The 19,853-nt window shown below is 73.2% G+C and carries 20 protein-coding genes; 7 read left to right on the top strand and 13 right to left on the bottom strand.

Annotated features, from left to right (window positions below; all coding sequences use genetic code 11):
* Positions 1-66: 66 nt before the first annotated feature.
* A complete protein-coding gene (locus BLW76_RS03690; protein WP_091304435.1) occupies positions 67-1,590 on the bottom strand; it encodes an LCP family protein in 1,524 nt (507 codons plus the stop codon).
* A gap of 139 nt (positions 1,591-1,729) precedes the next feature.
* Here BLW76_RS03690 and rfbB point away from each other — a divergent pair, with 139 nt between their 5' ends.
* Entirely contained in the window at positions 1,730-2,719 is a 990-nt protein-coding gene (gene rfbB, locus BLW76_RS03685) for a dTDP-glucose 4,6-dehydratase (RefSeq protein ID WP_091304434.1), read from the top strand.
* Positions 2,720-2,727: 8 nt separating this feature from the next.
* On the top strand, positions 2,728-3,609 hold the full coding sequence (gene rfbD, locus BLW76_RS03680) for a dTDP-4-dehydrorhamnose reductase (protein ID WP_167384455.1): 882 nt from the start codon (positions 2,728-2,730) through the stop codon (positions 3,607-3,609).
* A 71-nt stretch (positions 3,610-3,680) separates the two neighbouring features.
* Here rfbD and BLW76_RS03675 read toward each other — a convergent pair whose 3' ends face one another.
* From BLW76_RS03675 to BLW76_RS03665, 3 genes are read right to left on the bottom strand one after another with little or no spacing between them, the layout of a single operon-like run.
* A complete protein-coding gene (locus BLW76_RS03675; RefSeq protein ID WP_091304433.1) occupies positions 3,681-4,766 on the bottom strand; it encodes a glycosyltransferase family 4 protein in 1,086 nt (361 codons plus the stop codon).
* Positions 4,759-7,269 carry a glycosyltransferase gene (locus BLW76_RS03670; RefSeq protein ID WP_091304432.1) on the bottom strand — a complete coding sequence of 837 codons (2,511 nt, stop codon included), beginning with the start codon at positions 7,267-7,269 and terminating at the stop codon, positions 4,759-4,761. The genes BLW76_RS03675 and BLW76_RS03670 overlap by 8 nt, the downstream gene beginning before the upstream one ends.
* Before the next feature lie 33 nt (positions 7,270-7,302).
* Positions 7,303-8,235: a glycosyltransferase family 2 protein gene (locus BLW76_RS03665; RefSeq protein ID WP_208613197.1), complete on the bottom strand. Its 933-nt coding sequence runs from the start codon at positions 8,233-8,235 to the stop codon at positions 7,303-7,305.
* A gap of 9 nt (positions 8,236-8,244) precedes the next feature.
* Between BLW76_RS03665 and BLW76_RS03660 the strand changes: the two genes are divergently transcribed.
* The gene (locus BLW76_RS03660) at positions 8,245-9,321 is read left to right on the top strand and encodes a glycosyltransferase family 4 protein (protein WP_091304431.1); all 1,077 of its coding nucleotides are present in this window, start codon (positions 8,245-8,247) and stop codon (positions 9,319-9,321) included.
* 187 nt (positions 9,322-9,508) lie between these two features.
* Positions 9,509-10,639 (top strand): glycosyltransferase family 4 protein, encoded by a 1,131-nt coding sequence (locus BLW76_RS03655; RefSeq protein WP_091304430.1) that lies wholly within the window; start codon positions 9,509-9,511, stop codon positions 10,637-10,639.
* 136 nt (positions 10,640-10,775) lie between these two features.
* Here BLW76_RS03655 and BLW76_RS03650 read toward each other — a convergent pair whose 3' ends face one another.
* Complete coding sequence (locus BLW76_RS03650; protein ID WP_091304429.1) at positions 10,776-11,228, bottom strand: hypothetical protein; 453 nt, start codon at positions 11,226-11,228, stop codon at positions 10,776-10,778.
* A 138-nt stretch (positions 11,229-11,366) separates the two neighbouring features.
* Between BLW76_RS03650 and BLW76_RS03645 the strand changes: the two genes are divergently transcribed.
* Complete coding sequence (locus tag BLW76_RS03645) at positions 11,367-12,227, top strand: glycosyltransferase family 2 protein (RefSeq protein ID WP_208613196.1); 861 nt, start codon at positions 11,367-11,369, stop codon at positions 12,225-12,227.
* On the opposite strand, the gene BLW76_RS03640 is transcribed toward BLW76_RS03645, so the two are convergent.
* Entirely contained in the window at positions 12,224-12,682 is a 459-nt protein-coding gene (locus BLW76_RS03640; RefSeq protein ID WP_091304427.1) for a hypothetical protein, read from the bottom strand. The genes BLW76_RS03645 and BLW76_RS03640 overlap by 4 nt on opposite strands.
* 142 nt (positions 12,683-12,824) lie before the next feature.
* Here BLW76_RS03640 and manB point away from each other — a divergent pair, with 142 nt between their 5' ends.
* Both manB and BLW76_RS03630 read left to right on the top strand, forming a co-directional pair.
* Positions 12,825-13,913, top strand: a complete 1,089-nt coding sequence (manB, locus tag BLW76_RS03635; RefSeq protein WP_091304426.1) for a mannose-1-phosphate guanylyltransferase — start codon at positions 12,825-12,827, stop codon at positions 13,911-13,913.
* Between the two features lie 4 nt (positions 13,914-13,917).
* The gene (locus tag BLW76_RS03630; RefSeq protein WP_091304425.1) at positions 13,918-14,814 is read left to right on the top strand and encodes a DNA-3-methyladenine glycosylase family protein; all 897 of its coding nucleotides are present in this window, start codon (positions 13,918-13,920) and stop codon (positions 14,812-14,814) included.
* Positions 14,815-14,888: 74 nt separating this feature from the next.
* Here BLW76_RS03630 and BLW76_RS03625 read toward each other — a convergent pair whose 3' ends face one another.
* From BLW76_RS03625 to BLW76_RS03595, 7 genes are read right to left on the bottom strand one after another with little or no spacing between them, the layout of a single operon-like run.
* The gene (locus tag BLW76_RS03625) at positions 14,889-15,167 is read right to left on the bottom strand and encodes a hypothetical protein (protein WP_091304424.1); all 279 of its coding nucleotides are present in this window, start codon (positions 15,165-15,167) and stop codon (positions 14,889-14,891) included.
* Positions 15,164-15,532, bottom strand: a complete 369-nt coding sequence (locus BLW76_RS03620) for a GntR family transcriptional regulator (protein WP_091304423.1) — start codon at positions 15,530-15,532, stop codon at positions 15,164-15,166. The genes BLW76_RS03625 and BLW76_RS03620 overlap by 4 nt, the downstream gene beginning before the upstream one ends.
* The gene (locus BLW76_RS03615; protein ID WP_091304422.1) at positions 15,529-16,164 is read right to left on the bottom strand and encodes a hypothetical protein; all 636 of its coding nucleotides are present in this window, start codon (positions 16,162-16,164) and stop codon (positions 15,529-15,531) included. The genes BLW76_RS03620 and BLW76_RS03615 overlap by 4 nt, the downstream gene beginning before the upstream one ends.
* Positions 16,165-16,191: 27 nt before the next feature.
* Complete coding sequence (locus tag BLW76_RS03610; protein ID WP_091304421.1) at positions 16,192-16,737, bottom strand: NUDIX hydrolase; 546 nt, start codon at positions 16,735-16,737, stop codon at positions 16,192-16,194.
* On the bottom strand, positions 16,734-18,128 hold the full coding sequence (locus BLW76_RS03605; protein ID WP_091304420.1) for a coenzyme F420-0:L-glutamate ligase: 1,395 nt from the start codon (positions 18,126-18,128) through the stop codon (positions 16,734-16,736). Before BLW76_RS03605 ends, BLW76_RS03610 begins: the two co-directional genes overlap by 4 nt.
* Positions 18,064-19,053 (bottom strand): 2-phospho-L-lactate transferase, encoded by a 990-nt coding sequence (gene cofD / locus BLW76_RS03600; RefSeq protein ID WP_091304742.1) that lies wholly within the window; start codon positions 19,051-19,053, stop codon positions 18,064-18,066. Before cofD ends, BLW76_RS03605 begins: the two co-directional genes overlap by 65 nt.
* Positions 19,050-19,817, bottom strand: a complete 768-nt coding sequence (locus BLW76_RS03595; protein ID WP_091304419.1) for a GNAT family N-acetyltransferase — start codon at positions 19,815-19,817, stop codon at positions 19,050-19,052. The genes cofD and BLW76_RS03595 overlap by 4 nt, the downstream gene beginning before the upstream one ends.
* Between the last annotated feature and the right edge of the window lie 36 nt (positions 19,818-19,853).

Here is a 19,853-nt window from a genome sequence, read left to right as displayed (position 1 = left end):
GTCTCCGGTTCTTCCTGGTCTTCTGCCACGCCGGCTTACCTCCCCCGAACACCCTGCGTACGCAGTCTAGTTGACGCAGGGGACGCCGCCCGCGTTGATCGGCGGCGCGGCGGGGGTGGCGGGTGCGGACGTGGCGGCCGGCTTCGCGGGCGACGACGTCGGCGCGCCCCCGGCGCCGGCGGCCGAGTTGCGCAGGTCCTTGCCCAGCAGCACCCGCACGTGCCCGGCGGGGACGTCGCGGTCCGGCTCGGCCTGCGCGCCGATGCCCAGTGCCTGCTTGACCAGTGCCGGTGCGGCGTCGTCGGCCGGGTTGTACCGGACGACCGTGGTGTTGCGCGTGCTCAGCTTCTGGTCGGCGGCCAGCGTGAAGCCCTTGCCCTGCAGCATCGCGTGGAGCTGGCCGGCCAGCGCCGGCGAGCCCGAGCCGTCGTACAGCTCCACCGTGACGGCCTTGGCGCCGGGCAGCTGCGCCGACGTCGGCGCCGCCGGGGTCTCGCCGTCCGACGTCAGCCGCGCGACCTCCGCCGCCACCTGGGCCGGGTCGACGCGCAGCACGTCGGCGCCGCCGATGTTCGCGTTGCCGAGCGTCGGGATCGTGTGGAACTCGATGTTGCCGCCGGTCAGGCCGCGCATCTGCTCGGCGAACTCCGTCAGGTCCCAGCCCTGCGAGAGCACGACGGACTTCTTCACCGCGGCCACCAGGTCGGCGATCTTCACCGGGCTGGTCAGCACGTCGGTCGAGATCACCTTGCGGGCCAGGCCGGACAGGAACGCCTGCTGCCGCGCGATCCGGTCGAGGTCGTAGTTGGGCAGGCCGTAGCGCTGCCGGACGAACGCGAGCGCCTGCACGCCCTCGATCGTCTGCTGCCCGCCCGGCAGGTCGACGCCGGACTTCGCTTCCTTGACCGGGCCCTTGAGGCAGACCTCGACGCCGCCGATCGACTTGGTGATCTCGTAGAAGCTCGCCAGGTTGACCTCGGCGTAGCGGTCGATCATGCCCGGCTTGCCGATGAACTTCTCGATCGTGGCGATGAGGTTCTTCCGCCCGGCGACCTTCGCTTCCTGGTCGGCCTTCTTCAGGTCGGTCATGCCCTGGCGCTGCAACGTCCGGTACGTGTCCGTGTACGCGTAGACGAACGCGCTGTTGAGCTTGTGCTTGCCGAAGCCGCCGGTCAGCTCCACCCACGAGTCGCGGGGGAACGAGATCGCGATCGCCTGCTTCCCGTTCTGGGGGATGTGCACGAGGATCATCGTGTCGGTGTTCAGCTCGCCGTCGGAGACGCCGGCGTGCAGCATGTCCAGCACCTCGCGGGGCAGCGGGTTGCCCTGCGCGTCGGTGCGGCTGTCCTGGCCGACGAGGAGGATGTCGACCGCGCCGTCGAGCGGCTTCGCGTGCGCCTCGGTGTCGGCGAAGACGTTCGTGGTCGTCAGGCCCGTGTTCGGGTCGCCGATAAAGTGCCAGCCGTACCAGGTCAGGGCCAGGATCGCGACGGACAGCAACGACACGACGACCTTGCCGCCGCGGCGGGCGAAGACGGCCGCGCCGTGGACGCGGCGTGCCGGGATGGTCGGCGCAGCCTGCTCGGTCACGCGCTTCCTCCCCTGTGAACCCCGTGCTTCCCCCAGGACACCAGTGTGTCTCCACCGCAGACTCTACTGAGGGTGTTGTGGGGCCTCCGTAGGCTGGGGGCGGAACGCCCCGTCCGGGGGTGTGAGGAAAGGCGGGAAGATGCGGGTCCTGGTCACCGGTGGTGCCGGCTTCATCGGGTCGCACTACGTCCGGCAGGTGCTGACCGGCGCCTACCCGACGCTGCGCGACGCCGAGGTGGTCGTGCTGGACAAACTCACCTACGCGGGCAACGAGGCCAACCTGGCCCCCGTGGCCGCCGACCCGCGGCTGCGGTTCGTCCGCGGCGACATCTGCGACACGGCGCTGGTCGTCGACGTGATGACCGGCGTGGACCTCGTCGTGCACTTCGCCGCCGAGTCCCATGTGGACCGCTCGATCCTCGGCGCCGCCGACTTCGTGCTGACGAACGTGCTCGGCACGCAGAACCTGCTGCAGGCGGCGCTGGAAGCCGGTGTCGGCAAGTTCGTGCACGTGTCCACCGACGAGGTGTACGGCTCGATCGAGCACGGTTCGTGGACCGAAGAGCAGCTGCTCGAGCCGAACTCGCCGTACTCGGCGTCGAAGGCGTCGTCCGACCTGGTGGCGCGGTCGTTCTTCCGCACGCACGGGCTGCCGGTGTGCATCACCCGGTGTTCCAACAACTACGGTCCGTACCAGTTCCCGGAGAAGGTCGTCCCGCTGTTCGTCACCAGCCTGCTCGACGGCCGGAAGGTGCCGCTCTACGGCGATGGGCTCAACGTCCGTGACTGGCTGCACGTGGACGACCACTGCCACGGCATCCAGCTGGTCGCCGACGGCGGGCGCCCGGGCGAGATCTACAACATCGGCGGCGGCACCGAGCTGACGAACCGGGAGCTGACGGAGAAGCTGCTGGCGGCGGTGGGCGCGGGCTGGGACAGCGTCGAGCCGGTCGAGGACCGCAAGGGCCACGACCGCCGGTACTCGGTGGACATCACGAAGATCAACCAGGAGCTGGGGTACGCTCCGCGCGTGTCCTTCGAGGACGGTCTGGCCGGGACAGTGGCCTGGTACCGGGACAATCGTGCGTGGTGGGAGCCGCTGGCCGAGCGGGCCGCGCTGAAGAAATAGGAGTTCGTGTGCGGCTGACGGTGCTCGTGCCGGGTGGTTCCGGTCAGCTCGGCCGGGATCTCGCCGCGCTGGCGTCCCCTTCGGTGGACGTCGTGGCGCCGGGGTCCGCCGAGCTGGACGTGACGATGACGGGCCAGGTCCTGGCCGCGGTCGGGGCGCTGGCCGAGCGGGCGCGCGAGGCGGGTTCGAAGCCGGTGGTCGTCAACGCGGCGGCGTACACGGCGGTCGACAAGGCCGAGACGGACGAGGAACGCGCGTTCGCGGTGAACGCGGACGGGCCGAGGGTCCTGGCGGCGGCGTGCGCGTCCCGGCGGGTGCCGCTGATCCACGTGTCGACGGACTACGTGTTCCCTGGCGACGCTTCGTCGCCCTACGAGCCCGGCGACGAGCTGGGTCCGAAGTCGGCGTACGGCCGCACGAAGGCGGCGGGCGAAGCCGCGGTCCTCGGCTCGGGGGCGGCTTCGTGGGTGGTGCGGACGGCGTGGCTCTACGGGCGGTCCGGGTCGAACTTCGTGAAGACCATGGTTTCGCTGGAGTCTTCCCGCCCGACGTTGTCCGTTGTGGACGATCAGGTGGGCGGTCCAACGTGGACGGCCGACCTGGCTGCGGGGTTGTTGGAGCTGGCTGCCCGGGTCGCGGCGGGGGAGGGGCCTGCCCAGCGGGTCCTGCACTGCACGAACGCGGGCGCGGTGAGCTGGTGCGGGTTCACCCGCGCGATCTTCGAGCACCTGGGCGCGGACCCGGAGCGGGTCCAGCCGTGCACGACGGCGGAGTTCCCCCGCCCGGCGGCGCGTCCGGCGTACTCGGTGCTGTCGCCCGTCTCGTGGCGGGAGGCGGGGCTGACGCCGCTGCGGTCGTGGGAAGAGGCGCTGGCCGCCTACTTCGCGTGAGACGTCATGAACGACTCTTTCATGACGTCTGTTGACATGAAAGAGTCGTTCATGACGTTGCGGAGCCGCGGTCAGTGACGCCCTGAGGCCAGCCGGTACGCGCCGACCGTCAGCTCCGCGCATGTCCGCCACGTGAAGTTCGCCGCGTGCGCCCGCCGCGACGCCGAGGTCGCCACCGCGTGCGGGTCCGTCACCGCCGTCCGCAACGCCTCGGCCAGGCCGTCCACGTCGCCGTACGGGACCAGGCTTGCGCACTCGCCCGCCACCTCGCGCAGGGCCGGGATGTCCGTGCAGACCACCGGGACGTCCGAGGCCATCGCCTCCAGCACCGGCAGGCCGAACCCCTCGTCGCGCGAGGGCAGCACCAGGGCCGACGCGCCCGCGACCACCGTGCGGAGGTCCACATCGGACAGATAGCCGGTCTGGAACCTGCGTGCGCCACGGGGGAACGGGCCCGGGCCCGCGAACACCAGGTCCGGCAGGTCGGGTGCCGCGTCGTGGGCGCGGGTCAGCCAGTCCAGGCCCTTGCGGGGGCCCGCCGCGCCGGCGAACAGCAGATAGCGCGCCGGCAGGCCGAGGCGGGCGCGGCGCTCGTCGTCCGGGGGGCGCGCGGTGAACCACGCCGGGTTGACGCCCAGCGGTGTCACCACGATCTTCTCGCGGGAGACGTCCAGGCGCTCCGCCACCGCGTCCGCCACCGCCGACGTCGGGGTGCAGATCACGTTCGCGCGGCGGGCGCCGCGGCGGACCAGCTCCGGCAGGCCGCGGTCGCTCGGGGCCAGCTCCGCCGGGTTGTCCAGGAACGCCAGGTCGTGGATCGTCACCACGCCCGCCGCCCGGAACCGCCCTGGCAGCACGAAGTTCGTGCCGTGCACCACGTCCGTCGGGCCGGCGAACAGCTCCACCGGCGGGAAGTCCGACCGCAGCCACGCCGCCCGCAGCAGCCGCGCCGCCACCGGCATCCCGCGCGCACGGGCGCCGTACGGGAGCACGTGCCGCAGCCGCCGCCAGCCGCGCAGCGTGAACGCCACCGCGCGCGTGTCGACCTCCGGGATCGACACCAGCTCTTCGCTCAGCGCGGCCGTGTAGCGGCCGATGCCCGTGCGCGCGCCGAGCAGCGGCGTGCCGTCGAGGAGAACGCTCAGTGACCTAGCCACGGCGGAGCCGTTGCTTCGCGACCTTCACCGCGCGACCACCCACGCGCCGCGCCAGCTCGGCCGGCCCGCCCGCGTCGAGGTACTCGCGGATCAGGTCCAGGTCCCGCCGCAGCATCGCGCGGCCGCGGGTCGGCGGCGTGCGCACCAGGTCGGCCGACCCGGGCAGCCGGTCGGCCGCCGGGCGCGGGTCGCGGCAGAACTCCACCAGCGGCTTCAGCGCCTCGGGCCACGCGAACCGCTGCGCGACGACCGCGAGCCGCTCGACGCAGCCCGCGGCGAACTCCTCGTCGTACAACGCCTTTTCGAGCGCGTCGGCCAACGCCGCGTCGTCCTCGGCCGGGACGACGACGCCCAGCCGCTCCGCCCGGACCAGGTCGGCGAAGGAGTCGCCGTCGGTGGTGACGATCGGCAGGCCCGCCCACAGGTAGTCGAGGACGCGGGTGCGGAACGCGAACGTCGTCTCGACGTGCTCGTAGTGCGTTGTCACGCCGCAGTTCGCGTCGAGCAGCCAGTTCTGGCGCTCGTGGTAGGGCACCCACTGCTCGTTGAAGTAGACGTGCTTGCCGGTCAGCCCCAGCGAATCGGCCAGCCGGACGGTCTGCGTGCCGATGTCCATCTCGGCGACCTCGGGGTTCGGGTGCTTCATGCCGAGGAACACGAGCCGGACGTCGCTTCGGTTGCGCCGCAGCTTCTCGATCGCGCGGACCAGCGTCAGCGGGTCGAACCAGCTGTACACCCCGCCCGCCCACAGCACGACGTGGTCGGTGCCGCCGATGCCCAGCGACGAGCGCAGGCCCGGCCCGGTGCGCACCGGCGGCTGCGCCGGCAGGCCGAACGGGACGACCGCGAGCAGTGACTGCGTCGTCGGGTCGGCGTCGTAGAGGCGCGGCGAAAGCCGGCCCATCGCGGCGAGGTGGCCCAGCCAGAAGTGCCGCTGCCGCTCGGACGCGCAGAGGAAGAAGTCGCCGCGTTCGAGCTGGGCGTCGAGGACGCGGGTGACGCCGGCGAGGTCGGCCGCGCGCTGGTCGTCGGCGATGCCCTTGCCCTGCTCCAGCAGCTCGAGGTGCATCGGGTCGTACAGGTCGGCGACGACGATCTTGCCGCTGTGCTGCTTCTTCAGCGACGGCGCCAGCTCCAGCACGTGCCCCTGCAGGACGACGACGTCGGCCCACTCGATCGGCGCCTCGAGCTCGCGGAACTTGCCCGCGCTGACCCGGAACGGCGCGGGCGGCGGCGTCGCGAGGGGGTTGGTGGTGACGAGGTGGACGTCGTGCTCGGCGGAGAGCGCCAGCGCGATGTTCCAGGCGCGGATCGCCGGGCCCGCCATCCGCTCGGTGAGCGCGTCGCCGGTGAGCACCAGGACCTTCCGGCGCTGCCCGAAGGCCTTTTCGATGCCGAACGCCTCGACGAGGATTTCGTGCGCGGCCAGGTAGCGCGGCAGCGGGTAGGCGGGCTCCAAGGCCTTGCGCAGCAGGGGAAGCAGGTCGGCGTCGGTGCGGACGCGGGCGGCCTGTTCGACCGCCCGCGACTCGGCCAGCGACGGCAGCTGCTCGACGAACTGGTCGATGGCCAGCAGCCCGGCGAGCGTGGTGCGCGGGATGGCGACCTCGCCGGATTCGATCGGGCCGACACCGTGTTCGAGGTCGAGCTGGGTGGCGTCGAGCTCGCCGCGGGCGGTGGCTCGGCGCACGGCCAGCGCGAGCGCGGCGGGCAGCGCCCTGACCAGGGTCTCGTCGGAGAGGTTCTTGTAGAGCGCGGCCAGGGCGTTGCGTTCCAGGAGGAACGTCTCGCGGCCGGTTTCCGGCGCGTCGACCGCGCCCATGGTGCCGTGGTGGCGGTGGTAGGTCAGCGACTCCGGGACGTACCGGACGCGCCAGCCGCGCAGGTTGAGCCGCCAGCCGAGGTCGACGTCCTCGTAGAACATGAAGAACCGCTCGTCGAAGCCGCCCAGCTCGGCGAACACGCCGGCCCGGACGAACAGCGCCGAGCCGGTGCCGAACAGGACGTCCTTCGCGACCTCGTGCTCGGCCGCCGGGACGTCGGCCAGCGGCGAGCCGGCGTGGCGCTTGTAGCCCATGCCGAACCAGGTGAGGCCGCCGTCGACGAAGTCGGTGCCGGTGCCGTCCCAGTCGAGGACCTTGCTGGCCACCGCGGCGACGCGGGGCTGCGCGCGCAGCTCGGCGACGGCGGCGGACACCCAGCCGGGCGCCGGGCGGGCGTCGTTGTTGAGGAAGGCGAGGACGGTGCCCTTGGCGTGCTTCGCGCCGAGGTTGCAGCCGCCCGCGAAACCGGTGTTGCGCCCGGCCTCGACGACCTGGGCCTGCGGGACGGCCTCGCGGATGCGGGCGGCCTCGGCACGAGAGGTGGAGTTGTCGACGCAGATCAGCTCGAGCTCGGGGTAGTCGTGCTCGGCGAGCGCGCGCAGGCAGGTGATCGTGTCGTCGGCGCCGTGGTAGTTCACCACGATCACCGAGACGAGCGGTTGCGGATCCCCCTGCGCCAAAGCCAGCTCCTCGTCGTCGATCCTGGCGCAAGCTTAAAGGCCTGCCCATGCCTCCCAGACCGCGCCTCGGCCGAGCGCCCCGCGGCGGGTGATCTTGCGGCGTGTCCGCAACGTCGCTGGTAGCCGCCGGACCACTTCGGCCAGCACCCGGCAGCGCAGGCCGAACCGGAAGTTCGGCGCCGCCGGCCGCCCGCGCAGCGGCAGCACCGCCGTCAACACGGCAAAGCGGACGAGCTGGTTCACCGCGACTTCCCGGGGCGCGCAGCGCAGCAGCATGAGCAGCCGGTTGCGCTCGTTCCAGCGGTGGAACTCCGGTGAGCCCAGTCCGCTGCTGACGCCGTGGCCGTGCCGGACGCGGGCGTCCGGTGCCGCGACGACGTCCCACCCGGCCAGCCGCAGCCGCCACGCCGTGTCGGTGTCCTCGTAATAACAGAAGAAATCCGCCGGGACGCCGTGGACGCTGCGGAGGGCGTCGGCGCGCAGCAGCGCGGCGCCGCCGCAGAAGCCGAACACCTCGCCGGCGGGCTCGGTGACGTCGGCGCCGTGGCCGTCGGCGGTCAGGCGCACGCCGGCCGACTGCGTGGTGCCGTCCGGGCGCACGAGCCGGGACGTCGCCGCGGCGGCCAGCGGCGCCTTCGCCAGGGTGTCCTCCAGCGTCGCGAGCCAGTCCGGCGCCGGTTCGGCGTCGTCGTTCAGCCACGCCATCAGCGGGGTCTGGACCTTTTCGAGGGCGACGGCGAGCGCGCCCGCGTAGCCGGTGTTGCGCGGCAGCCGGATCACTTGCGGGTGCGAAGGGTGGGCCGCGAGCAGGGCCGCGGTGCCGTCGTCGGAGGCGTTGTCGACCACGAGCGTCCGATGTGGACGCGCCTGCGCGGCCAGCGCGTCGAGGCAGGCCGTGATGTGCCCGGCACCCCGCCAGGTCACGACTACCACCGTGGTGGCGGGATTCGCGGTCACGTCCCGCACAATAGCCGCGTGCCCGAACTGGTCGTGCTCGCCGAGCAGCTCCTCGCGCCGGTGCCCGGTGGCACCGGGCGCTACACGGCCGAGCTGCTCCCCGCGCTCGCGAAGACCGCGCCGCCGGGCTGGACGGTGTCCAGCGTGGTCGCGCGGCACGCCGACGTCACCGCGGCCCGGCTGGACGGCGTCGACGGCCCCCGGGTGCTGCGGATCCCGCCGCGGGCGCTGGTCGCCGCGTGGCAGCTGGGCCTGCGCTGGTGGCCCGGAGGCGACGCGGTGCACGCGCCGACGCCGTTCGCGCCGCCGCGCGCCCCGGCCGGGAAGACGCTGAGCGTGACCGTGCACGACACCGTGCCGTGGACCCACCCCGAGACGCTCACCGCGCGCGGCGTCAGCTGGCACCGGTCGATGATCGCCCGGGCCGCGCGACGGGCGTCCGGGCTGGTCGTGCCGACGCGGGCGGTCGCCGACGAGCTGGCGGTGCTGATCGACGTCGACGTCCCGGTCCGCGTGGTGCCGCACGGCGCCCGGGTGCCGACGGGATCGGCCGAGCTGGACCTGCCGGAGCGGTACGTGCTCGCCGTCGGCACGATCGAGCCGCGCAAGGGCATCGACGTGCTGGTCGACGCGGTCGCGGCCCTGGACGGCACGGCGCTGGTGCTGGCCGGGCAGCCGGGCTGGGGCGGCGTGGACCCGGTGGCGCTGGCTCATGAGCGTGGCCTGCCCGCGGACCGGCTGCGGATGCTGGGGAAGGTGACGGACGCCGAGCTGGCGACCGCGTTGCGCCGGGCGAGCGTGCTGGCGGTGCCGAGCCTCGCCGAGGGCTTCGGGCTGGGCCTGCTGGAGGCCCTGGCGGCGGGGATCCCGGTGGTGCACACGGACGTCCCGGCACTGGCCGAGGTGGCGGGCGGCGCCGGGCTCATGGTGCCCCGCGGGGATGCCGCGGCGCTGGCTGCCGCGCTGCGGGAGGTGCTCGGCTCGCCGTCGAAGGCGGCGGAGCTGACCCGGGCGGGGCGGGAGCGGGCCCGGGCGTTCACGTGGCGCCGGGCGGCGGAGGCGGTGTGGGCGATCCACCGGCGTGCGCACGACTGAGCTGACCGGGGCGGGGCGGGGCTGGGCCGTCGCGTGGCGCCGCGGGCGCGACTGGGTTGACCTGGGCGGGGCGGGCTTTCGCGTGGCGCCGCGGGCACGACTGAGCTGTCACCTGCCCGGTTTGCCAGTTCCCCACCACCGCGCCGGGGCGCCGCCGTACGCTGCACGGGTGAGCGATGATCCCCGGGTGCTGATCGACGCGACCGCGGTTCCCGCGGACCGCGGCGGGGTCGGCCGGTACGTGGATTCGCTCGTCGCCGCCCTCGATGCGGACGGGGCGCGGATCACCGTCGTCTGCCAGCCCCGCGACCTGCAGCTCTACGACCGGCTGGCGCCGCGTTCGCGCGTCGTGCCCGCTTCGCCGGCGACGACCACCCGCACGGCCCGGCTGACCTGGGAACAGGCGACCCTGCCGCGGCTGGCCCGCCGCCTCGGCGCGGACGTCGTCCACTCGCCGCACTACACGATGCCGCTGGCGACGTCGGCCGCTTCGGTGGTCACCCTGCACGACGCGACGTTCTTCACCGACGCCGTCCTGCACTCGTCGGTGAAGGCCCGCTTCTTCCGCGCGTGGACCGCGACGGCGCTTCGGCGCGCGACGCTCTGCGTGGTGCCTTCGGCGGCGACGGCCACGGAGCTGGCCCGCGTCGCCCCGGTGCGGCACGCGTCGCTGGAAGTGATCCACCACGGCGTCGACAGCGAGCGCTTCCACCCGCCGTCGCCGGACGAGGTCGCGGCGGCGCGCGCGGCCATCGGCCTGGGCCGGACGCCGTACGTGGCGTTCTTGGGAGCTCTGGAGCCGCGGAAGAACGTGCCGGCGTTGATCCGCGGGTTCGCGCGGGCGGTCGCCGGGCAGCCGGACGCGCCGGCGTTGGTGCTGGCCGGCCAGCCGGGCTGGGACACGCAGGTGGAGCGGGCGTTGGACGCCGTCCCGCACCGGCTGCGCGTGATCCGGGCCGGGTACCTGCCGTTCGGCACGCTGGCGGGGTTCCTGGGCGGTGCTTCGCTGGTGGCGTACCCCTCGCTGGGGGAGGGGTTCGGGCTGCCGGTCCTGGAGGCGATGGCGTGCGGGGCGTGCGTGCTGACCACGCGCCGGCTGTCGTTGCCCGAGGTGGGCGGCGACGCGGTGGCGTACTGCGGAGTCGGCGCGGGAGACGTGGCGGCGGCGCTCAGCGAGCTGCTGGCCGACCCGGGCCGCCGCGCCGAGCTGGCGACGGCGGCGCAGCAGCGGGCCAAGGAGTTCTCGTGGGCCACGACCGCGGAACGGCACCGGGAGGCGTACGCGAAGGCCTGGTCCCGGCACCTGCGCACCCGCTGACGGGCACGGGCCGTGATCGGCGATGGTAGACTGACTTTGCGAGGCTCCGGTGGGGCCGAGTATGAAAGCCCGTGACGCGTCCGGACGGTCGTCTCGCGGGCTTTTCGCTGTCTTCAGAGGTCGAAGTACTCGGCGATCACCGGGCCGGCACGCCGCCGCCAGTCGCCGCCCGCGCCGAAACACCAAGCGACCGCGTCGGAGACCCACAGAAGGGGCTCGGCGGCTGCAGGGTTTGGCGATCGTGTCCGTCGCGGTGGTTGCGCGAGTCGAGGACCAGCCGGTGAGCCTGCAGCCCGAGCAGGTGCTCCGCGAGCAGCGTGAGACAGCGTTGCCGGGCGGCCTCCTCGGTCTTGGGCGTGCAGGAACCGCGATAGAGGCGCGTCGAGACCGGCATCCCGGCCATCCGGTCGATCAGCATCCGGCGACGAGGTTCCTTCTCCTTCTTGAAGTGCAGTTCGCGGGCCCCTCGGAGGAGTAGCGACGTCAGTGCGCGTCTCGTGGTGGTCAGGTGTGCAGGCTCCACGATCGTTGCGCACAGCAGATAGCTGCCACCGCGGGCTGATTCATCGACGAAGGCGTGCACCGTCATCGCGCCATCATCTCGCGCCCCATGCACGATCTGCGATCGGGATCGCACCTTCCGTGACTGCGTGCCGAGGATTTCTTCCAGTGTGCTGCTGGGCCGGGGCACCCGATTCACCCTCGGTGACGAGTGGACAATGGCCGGGTGACTGAGCAATCCCGCTATGGCGACGATGTCGGCGTCGTGACCGTGACCTACTTCTCCGAGGACACCATCGAGCGGTTCCTCGACACCCTCGAAAAGGCCACCGAGCGCGAGGTCAAGGTGGTCGTCGCGGACAACGCGTCCGTCGAGGGGGCCCTCGAGCAGGTCGTCTCGCGGCGGGCGAACGTGCAGTTGCTCACCATCGGGGAGAACGTCGGCTACGGGACCGCCGCGAACCGGGGCGTCGCCGAGCTCGAGGACCGCTACGGGTGGGTCGTCGTCGTCAACCCGGACCTCGAATGGGAGCCCGGGTCGCTCGACGCGCTGCTCGAGGTGGTCCGGCGGTGGCCGCGCGGGGGTGCCTTCGGGCCGCTGATCCACGACCTCGACGGCACCGTCTACCCCTCGGCGCGGCTGCTGCCGTCCTTCGGCCGGGGCATCGGGCACGCCGCCTTCGCGAAGGTCTGGCCCGGCAACCCCTGGACCAGGCAGTACCGGCAGGAGACCGGCACGCCGGCCGAGCGCGTCGCGGGCTGGCTGTCCGGCTCGTGCCAGCTGATCCGGCGGGAGGCGTTCGACTCCGTCGGCGGCTTCGACAGCCGCTACTTCATGTACTTCGAGGACGTCGACCTCGGCGACCGGCTGGCGAAGGCGGGCTGGCAGAACGTCTACGCGCCCTCTTCGCGCGTCACGCACGAAGGCGGGCACTCGACTTCGCAGGCGTCGAAGAAGATGCTCGCCGCCCACCACGCCAGCGCCTACCGCTACCTCGCCGACCGGCACCCGGGGCTCGCCTGGAAGCCGGTGCTGGCCGCCGTGAAGCTCGGCCTCGCGCTGCGGCTGAAGCTGGAAACCCGCTAGATCCCGTCGAGCCGGCGCGAAAGGTCGGACTTGCCGATGTTCTGCGTCACCGTCGGCACCAGGCCGGTGTCCTCCGGGTCCGGCTCCTTCAGGGGGCTGGTGACCTGCTCGGCCTGGGGCCGGCGCGACAGCGGCGTGGGCAGCGGCGTCGTCGGCGACGGCGAAGGCGTGCTCAGCGGCGTGGTCTGCTGCGGACGGCGGCCGCCCTGCACCTCCATCCGCCGGGTCGGCGCCGAGCCGGCCAGCGGGTGGTCGTTCTCCTCGATCAGCGACGCCGGCAGCTGCGTCGTCGTGTCGGGGTCGCGGCTGCGGTCGAGCCCGTCGATCTGCGCGCGCGGGATCTGCTGGGTGTTCGCCGAGTCCATCGGTGACGTCGCGCTGTCGGGTGTCACGACGAACACACCGCGCGCCTGGGCTCGTGCGAGCAGGGCGTCCGCCCGATCGCGGGGGTCCATCCCCTCGGCCTCCCGACTGACCCGGGGCCCTCTGGGGAAAGGCCCGCCTGTTTCCTGTCTAGGGTAGGCCCTCCGGGCGACCTCCGTCAGGGTTTCCCGCGGCTTGTCGCTCAGCGGTGCGTGATACAAGAGGGAGATTTCCGTGATGTCCGAGGTCCGAACCGACGCTGTCGACGCCGTCGTGCTGGTCGGCGGCAAGGGCACCCGGCTGCGGCCGCTCACCCTTTCGGCACCGAAGCCGATGCTCCCGACCGCCGGGACGCCGTACCTGAGCCACCTGTTCTCCCGCATCCGCGAGGCCGGCATCCGGCACGTCGTGCTGGGCACGAGCTACCGGGCGGAGGTGTTCGAGGAGTACTTCGGCGACGGCAAGTCCCTCGGCCTCGACCTGGAGTACGTCGTCGAGGAGGAGCCGCTCGACACCGCGGGCGCCATCCGGAACGTCTACGACAAGCTGCGGGCCGACCACGTGATTGTCTTCAACGGCGACATCATCTCCGGCTCGGACCTCGGCGAGCAGCTGCGCGTCCACCGCGAGTCCGAGGCCGACGTCACACTGCACCTGCAGCGCGTCCCGGACCCCAGCCGGTTCGGCTCGGTGCCGACCGACGAGACCGGGCGCGTCCAGGCGTTCCTCGAGAAGACGCCGAACCCGCCGACCGACCAGATCAACGCCGGCTGCTACGTCTTCCGCCGCCCGGTGATCGAGGCCATCCCGACCGGACGGCGGGTGTCGGTCGAGCGCGAGACGTTCCCGCAGCTGCTGGAGCAGGGCGCGCACATCCAGGGGTTCGTCGACAGCTCCTACTGGCTGGACGTCGGCACGCCGGAGGCGTTCGTGCGCGGCTCGGCCGACCTGGTGCGCGGCCTGGCGCCGACGTCGGCGCTGCCCGGCCGTCCCGGCGACTTCCTGGTGCTCGACGGCGCGTCGGTCGCCGAGGACGCCCAGCTGTCCGGCGGTTCGACGATCGGCGTCGCCGCGGTGGTCGGCTCGCGCGCGAAGATCGACGGCTCGGTCCTGTTCGACGGCGCGGCCGTCTCCGAGGGCGCGATCGTCGAGCGCTCGGTGCTCGGGCACGGCGCGCGGGTGGGGGCCGGCGCGGTGCTGCGCGGCGTGGTGCTGGGCGACGGGGTGTCAGTCGGGGCCGGCTGCGAGCTCCTGGACGGCGCCCGCGTCTGGCCGGACGTCGTCCTGCCCGACGGTTCCGTCCGGTTCTCGAGCGACGCGTAGCCCGATGTTCTGGCGTCCCGCGTTCGAGGTCGACCTGGGCCGGGTCCTGGGGCCGCTGAAGCGCGGCCGCGGGTCGCTCAACATCCTCACCGACGAGCGCGGCATCACCTGGCTCGCGTCGAACACGCCCGACGGCCCCGGCACGCTGGCGCTGCGCCGGTTGTCCGACGGCCGGATCGAGGCCGCGGCCTGGGGCGCCGCGAAGGACCGGCTGTTGAGCGGGGTGCCCGCGCTGCTGGGCGCCGACGACGACGATGCCGGGTTCGTCGCGCACCACGACGTCGTCGCGCGGGCCCGGCGGGCGAACCCGGGGCTGCGGCTCGGGGCGACCGGGGTGGTGTGGGACTGGCTGGTGCTCGCCGTGCTGGAGCAGAAGGTGGCGGGCAAGGAGGCGATCCGGTCGTGGGCGGAGCTGTGCCGCCGGTTCGGCGCGCGCCCCCCGGGCCCGGCGCCGGAGCGGCTGCGCGTGCCGCCGTCGCCCTCGGCGGTGCTGGCCCTGCCGGACTGGCACTGGCACCGCGCGGGCGTCGACATCAAGCGCCGGACGGCCCTGCTGAACGCGGCCCGGATCGCGCCGCACCTGGAGCGCGCGGTGGAGCTGCGCGGGCTCGAGGGACGGCACTGGCTGCGCCAGGTCCCGGGCATCGGGGTGTGGACGGCGGCGGAGATCGCCCAGCGCGCCTGGGGCGACCCGGACGCGGTGAGCTTCGGGGACTACAACATCCCGTCGATGGTCGGGAACGCCGTGCTGGGCACGAAACTCGACGACGCGGGCATGGCCGAGGTGCTGGCACCGTACGCGCCGCAGCGGCAGCGGGCGGTGCGGTACCTGGAGGCCGCGGGGCACACGCGGCCGCGGTTCGGGCCGCGGATCGAGCTGCGCGACTACCGCGCGATGTGAGGGCGGCTTCCGGATGTCATGAACGACTCTTTCCTGACATCAGGCGCCATGAAAGAGTCGTTCATGACGGTTCGCTACTGCTGCGGAGGAGGGTAGCCACCCGGTGGGGGCGGGTACGGCGGCTGCTGGCCCGGCGGGAACGGCGGCCGCTGACCGGGGTGGCCCGGGTAGCCCTGCTGCGGCCCGCCGTAACCCTGCTGGCCCGGGAAGCCTTGCTGCGGCGGGTAACCCTGCTGCCCCGGGTATGGCGGCTGCTTCGGCTTGCCCGCCTTGATCACGAGGACCACGACGAGGGCGATCACCGCCGCGGCCACCACCAGGATCAGCAGCAGGAGTACCGGGACCCCGATCATGACGCCGTCCCCTCGTCGAGTGCGGCGCGGACGATCGACAGCGCCTCGGTGTCGTCGAGGCCGAGCTTACGGGTGGTCTTCGCGTACTCCGCCGCGGCCTGCTGGGCCCGTCGGCGGCTCTGGTCGCCCGCCGCCGCGACGAAGCTGCCCGCGCGGCCGCGTGTCTCGATCAGGCCCGCTTCCTCCAGCTCGCGGTAGGCGCGAGCCACCGTGTTCGGGGCGATGCCCAGGTCGGCCGCCAGCTGCCGGACCGTGGGCAGCTTGGTGCCCACGGCCAGGCTCCGGTCGTTGATCCGCGCCGCGAGCCCGCTCCGGACCTGCTCGTACGGCGGGACCGGCGAACCGCTGTCGAAGGGGACGATCACCAGCTCTGCGGCCCCGCTCCCGGCCCTGGCAGCTGCTGCTGCGGCGGGAAAGACGGCCCCTGCGGCGCGTACTGCTGCGGCGCCGGCGGGTATCCCGGCGGCTGCTGCGGGAATCCCTGCTGCGGCGAGGGCGGCGGGTACCCCGGCGGCGCGAACCCCGGCTGGGCAAACCCCTGCGACGGCGATCCCGCGGGCGCGAACCCCGGCGACGGCGGACCCGCGGGCGCGAACCCCGGCTGCGCGAAACCCTGCGCCGGCGAACCCTCCGGCGCGAACCCCGGCTGCGCAAAGCCCTGCGCCGGCGAACCTGCGGGCGCGAACCCCTGCGCCGGCGAACCCTCCGGCGCGAACCCCGGCTGCGCAAACCCCTGCGCCGCCGGCGAACCCGCGGCCGCGAACCCCGGCGCGGGCGCGGCAAACCCTTGCTGCGGCGGGAAACCCGGGTTCGGTGGGAACTGCCCACCCTGCTTCATCGCCTCTTCGCGGCGCATCTTCGACACCCGGACGATCACCGCGATGATGAACACGATGATGCCCAGCACGATGAGCCCGAGCACGATGTACCCGAACACGCCGGTGTCGCCGCCACCGCCGGAGTGGTAGTGCACCCGCTCCGGGAACTGTGTAGCCATGTGGTCCCTCCCTGTCCGCGGACCAGGTTATCGCCCGGCACCGACAGGAACGGCCGCTTTCACCAGATCGGCGAGATCTTCCGACCCCGCCGGCAGCGCGTCCGCCGGCCACCACCGCAGGTCGTCGGACTCTTCGCTGCGCACGGGCGATACGCCCGGCGGGGCGTGCACCGCGAACCGGACGTCGAAGTGCCGGGTGGGTACCCCCAGCGAGCACGTGATCGGGTGGACGTCGAGGTGGACCGGCTCCGGGGACAGCCGCAGCCCAGGAATCCCCGACTCCTCCGTCGCCTCCCGCAGCGCCGCGCCGGCCAGCGACGCGTCCGACGGCTCGCAGTGGCCACCCAGCTGCAGCCAGCGCCCGACCCTCGGGTGCAGCGTCAGCAGCACCTGCGTGCCCGTGTGGTCCAGGACCACCGCCGACGCCGTCAGGTGCCCGGCCGCGCAGGACCGCTCACACGAGTCCGAGCGAGCGGCGAGAAACCCGAGGAACGCCTGCCGCAGCGACTCCTGGGACGTCGAAGCAGGCCGCCACGCCGCCAGCGTCGTGACGGCGTCCGCGTGCAGGCTCACAGCTCCAGCAGCCCTTCCCCGGCCAGTGCCGGGGCCCGCGGTGCCGGCTCGGTGAGCGGGACGCCGATGGCGACCGAGCCCAGCGGCTGCCAGCGCTCGTCGAGGCCGAGGACGTCACGGACGATGTCCGCGGCGAAGATCGTCGACCCGATCCAGCACGACCCCAGGCCCTCGGCCGCCAGCGCGACCAGCAGGCCCTGCACCGCGGCGCCGCCGGCCACGGTGAACATCGTCTTCTCGCAGTCGTTGCGGCGGTCGTCGCGGTAGGCGTGCGCGCCGTCCGGGACCAGGAACGGGATGACGACTTCCGGGGCCCGGTACAGGATGTCGCCCCGGCTGAGCCGCTTCGCGATCTGCTCCGGGGTGAATTCGTCGGACTCGAGGTCGGCCTGCCACGACTCGCGCATGGCGTCCAGCAGCTTCTTCCGGACGCCGGAGTCGCGCAGCCAGACGAACCGGACCGGGTGCGTGTGGTGCGGCGCGGGCGCGGTCAGCGCCGAACCCACCGCCCGCCGGATCGAGGTCGGGGAGACCGGCTCGTCCGCGAACTGCCGCACCGACCGCCGGGCCGGGACGGCCTCGCGCCGGCCCTGCGCCACGGCTTCGTTGGCGCCCAGCCGGAAGAGGTCCTCCTCCAGCGGGCGGATCAGATCGCGCGCGGTCGAGCCGTCGTCCTCGATCGAAAGCCCGCGGACCACCGCGACCGGCGTCCCGCCCAGCTTGCCCTTGACCAGGTCGGCGGCCGAGGCGAGCTCGTCGGCGACGGCGACCTCGGTGACGGCCAGCTCGTTGCCCTGCCCGTCGACCTGCCCGCGGTAGGCGTGCAGCACGCGCAGCCCGGACGAGCCGATGGCGGCGTCGGTCTGCCCGACCCGCCACGCGCGGCCCATCGTGTCGGTGACGACGACGGCGACCTCGACGCCGAGCCGCTCGCGCAGCCCGTTGCGCAGCGCCAGCGCCGACGCGTCCGGGTCGGCGGGCAGCAGCGCGACCTCGTCACCGGCCACATTGGACGCGTCGATGCCGGACGCGGCCTGCACGATCCCCAGGTGGTTCTGGGTGATCACCGTGCGCGCGATCCGCGCCACGATCCGCACGGCCTCCTGCTCGACGAGCTTCCGGCGCTCGGCGTCGCGGGCTTCGGGGTCCGACGGCACGCGCACGAGCCTGCCCTCGGCCTTCGAGACGATCTTGCTGGTCACGACCAGGACGTCGCCGGAACGCAGCCAGGGCGCGGCGGCCGCGATCGCGCCGGTGAGGTCGTCGCCGGGGCGGAACTCCGGCAGCCCGGTGACGGGCAGGATCTCCAGCTTGGGGGAAGCGTGGTCACTCAACAGGGGCTCCAGCCAGTTCGAGGGCGGCGCGGGCCATCGCCGCGGTCGCGTCCACATCGGACATCAGCAGCGGGACGTCGCGGACGGTCACGCCCGGCACGTCGGCCGTCTCGCCCTCGGCGATCAGCCAGCCGTCGAGCACGCCGCCGTCCTTCCGGGAGCCGTAGTGCCGGCCGACGGCCTCGGCCGACGTCTCGACGCCGATCGCGGTCAGGCACGCGTCGGCCATCCCGCGCAGCGCCTTGCCTCCGATGATCGGCGACACCCCGACGACACCGGCCGACGTCTTGCGCAGCGCGTCCCGCACCCCGGGCACGCCCAGCACGGTCCCGACCGAGACGACCGGGTTCGACGGCGCGAACAGCACCGCGTCGGCCTCCTTGATCGCCTCCAGCACGCCCGGCGCGGGCTTGGCCTCGTCGTTGCCGACCGCGACGATCGAGTGCGCCTTCGGCTCGGCGCGGTAGCGCACCCACCACTCCTGGAAGTGGACGGCCTTCTGCTGGCCCTCCTGCTCCGGGTCGTCGATCACGACGTGCGTCTCGACGCGGTCGTCGGACATCGGCAGCAGCCGGACGCCGGGCTGCCAGCGGTCGCACAGGGCCTCGGTGACCGCCGAGAGCGGGTAGCCCGCGCGCAGCATCCGCGACCGGATCAGGTGGGTGGCGATGTCCTTGTCGCCGAGGCCGAACCAGGTCGGCTCGGCGCCGTAGGCGGCCAGCTCCTCCTTGACGACCCAGGTCTCGCCCGAGTGCCCCCAGCCGCGTTCTTTGTCGATCCCGCCGCCCAGGGTGTACATGCAGGTGTCCAGGTCGGGACAGATCCGCAGCCCGTGCATCCAGACGTCGTCGCCGGTGTTGACCAGCGCCGTCACCTCGTGCGGCGAGTCCGCCGAACCTTCGGCGGGCATGCCCAGCGCCGCCTTGACACCCAGCAGGAAGCGGGCCCCGCCCACTCCGCCGACCACTACCACGATCTTCACGACGTCGAATCCTCGCACGAGCCGGGTGCGGGCACCCAGTACCGGTATCTGTGGTGCGGGGCGTATCCGAGCCCCGCGTAGAGCGCGAGCGCGCCCGAATTCCCCTCCGCGACCTGCAACACCGCGTGGGCCGCCCCGTGTTCCACACCCCACGCCTGCACCGCGCCCATCAGCGCGGACGCCAGCCCGCGGCGGCGGAAGGCCGGGGCGACTTCGAGCCTGCCGATGTGCAGCCAGTCGTCGACCAGGGCACCCCGGACGACCCCGGCGAGCACGCCGTCGACCACCGCGGCGCCGTAGCCGATCTTCCCGCCGCTCAGGACCTGCCGGGCGGCGGGGGAGTCCTCGCCAGGCCGCATCGCCAGCCCCCACCACCCCGGCGGCGCCTCATCGGGCACTTTCACGTGAAAGTGCCCACTTGGGGGCGGCACTTTCACGTGAAAGTGCCGCCTTGTGAGGACGATGACCTCGTGGCCGGCGCCGTGCCCGGTGGCCTGGACCCACCCGGAGTCGCGGATGGCGTGCTCGTTCGGGCTGTCCCGGACGACCTGCACCATCGGGGCGATCCCCCGATCGTGGGCGAAATCACACACCGCTCGCAGGGCCTCGGGGAGCGGGCGGCCGGGGTCGCCCACGGCCAGTGCGCTGTTGGCACGCCCGGTGAAGCCGTCCGCCCAGCGCAGGTGCCACTCACCCAAGGGATCCTCGACCAGGGGCGGCCATGCTTTGCTGCAGGTGATTTCGAGCGTCTCGCGGGCGTTCACCGCTAGATTGTGACGGAGACGGTGAACGCCGCGGGA

Source organism: Amycolatopsis tolypomycina (assembly GCF_900105945.1).
Taxonomy (GTDB): domain Bacteria; phylum Actinomycetota; class Actinomycetes; order Mycobacteriales; family Pseudonocardiaceae; genus Amycolatopsis; species Amycolatopsis tolypomycina.
Note: the sequence above shows the minus strand (reverse complement) of the source record. Positions and strands in the feature narration are given on the sequence as shown.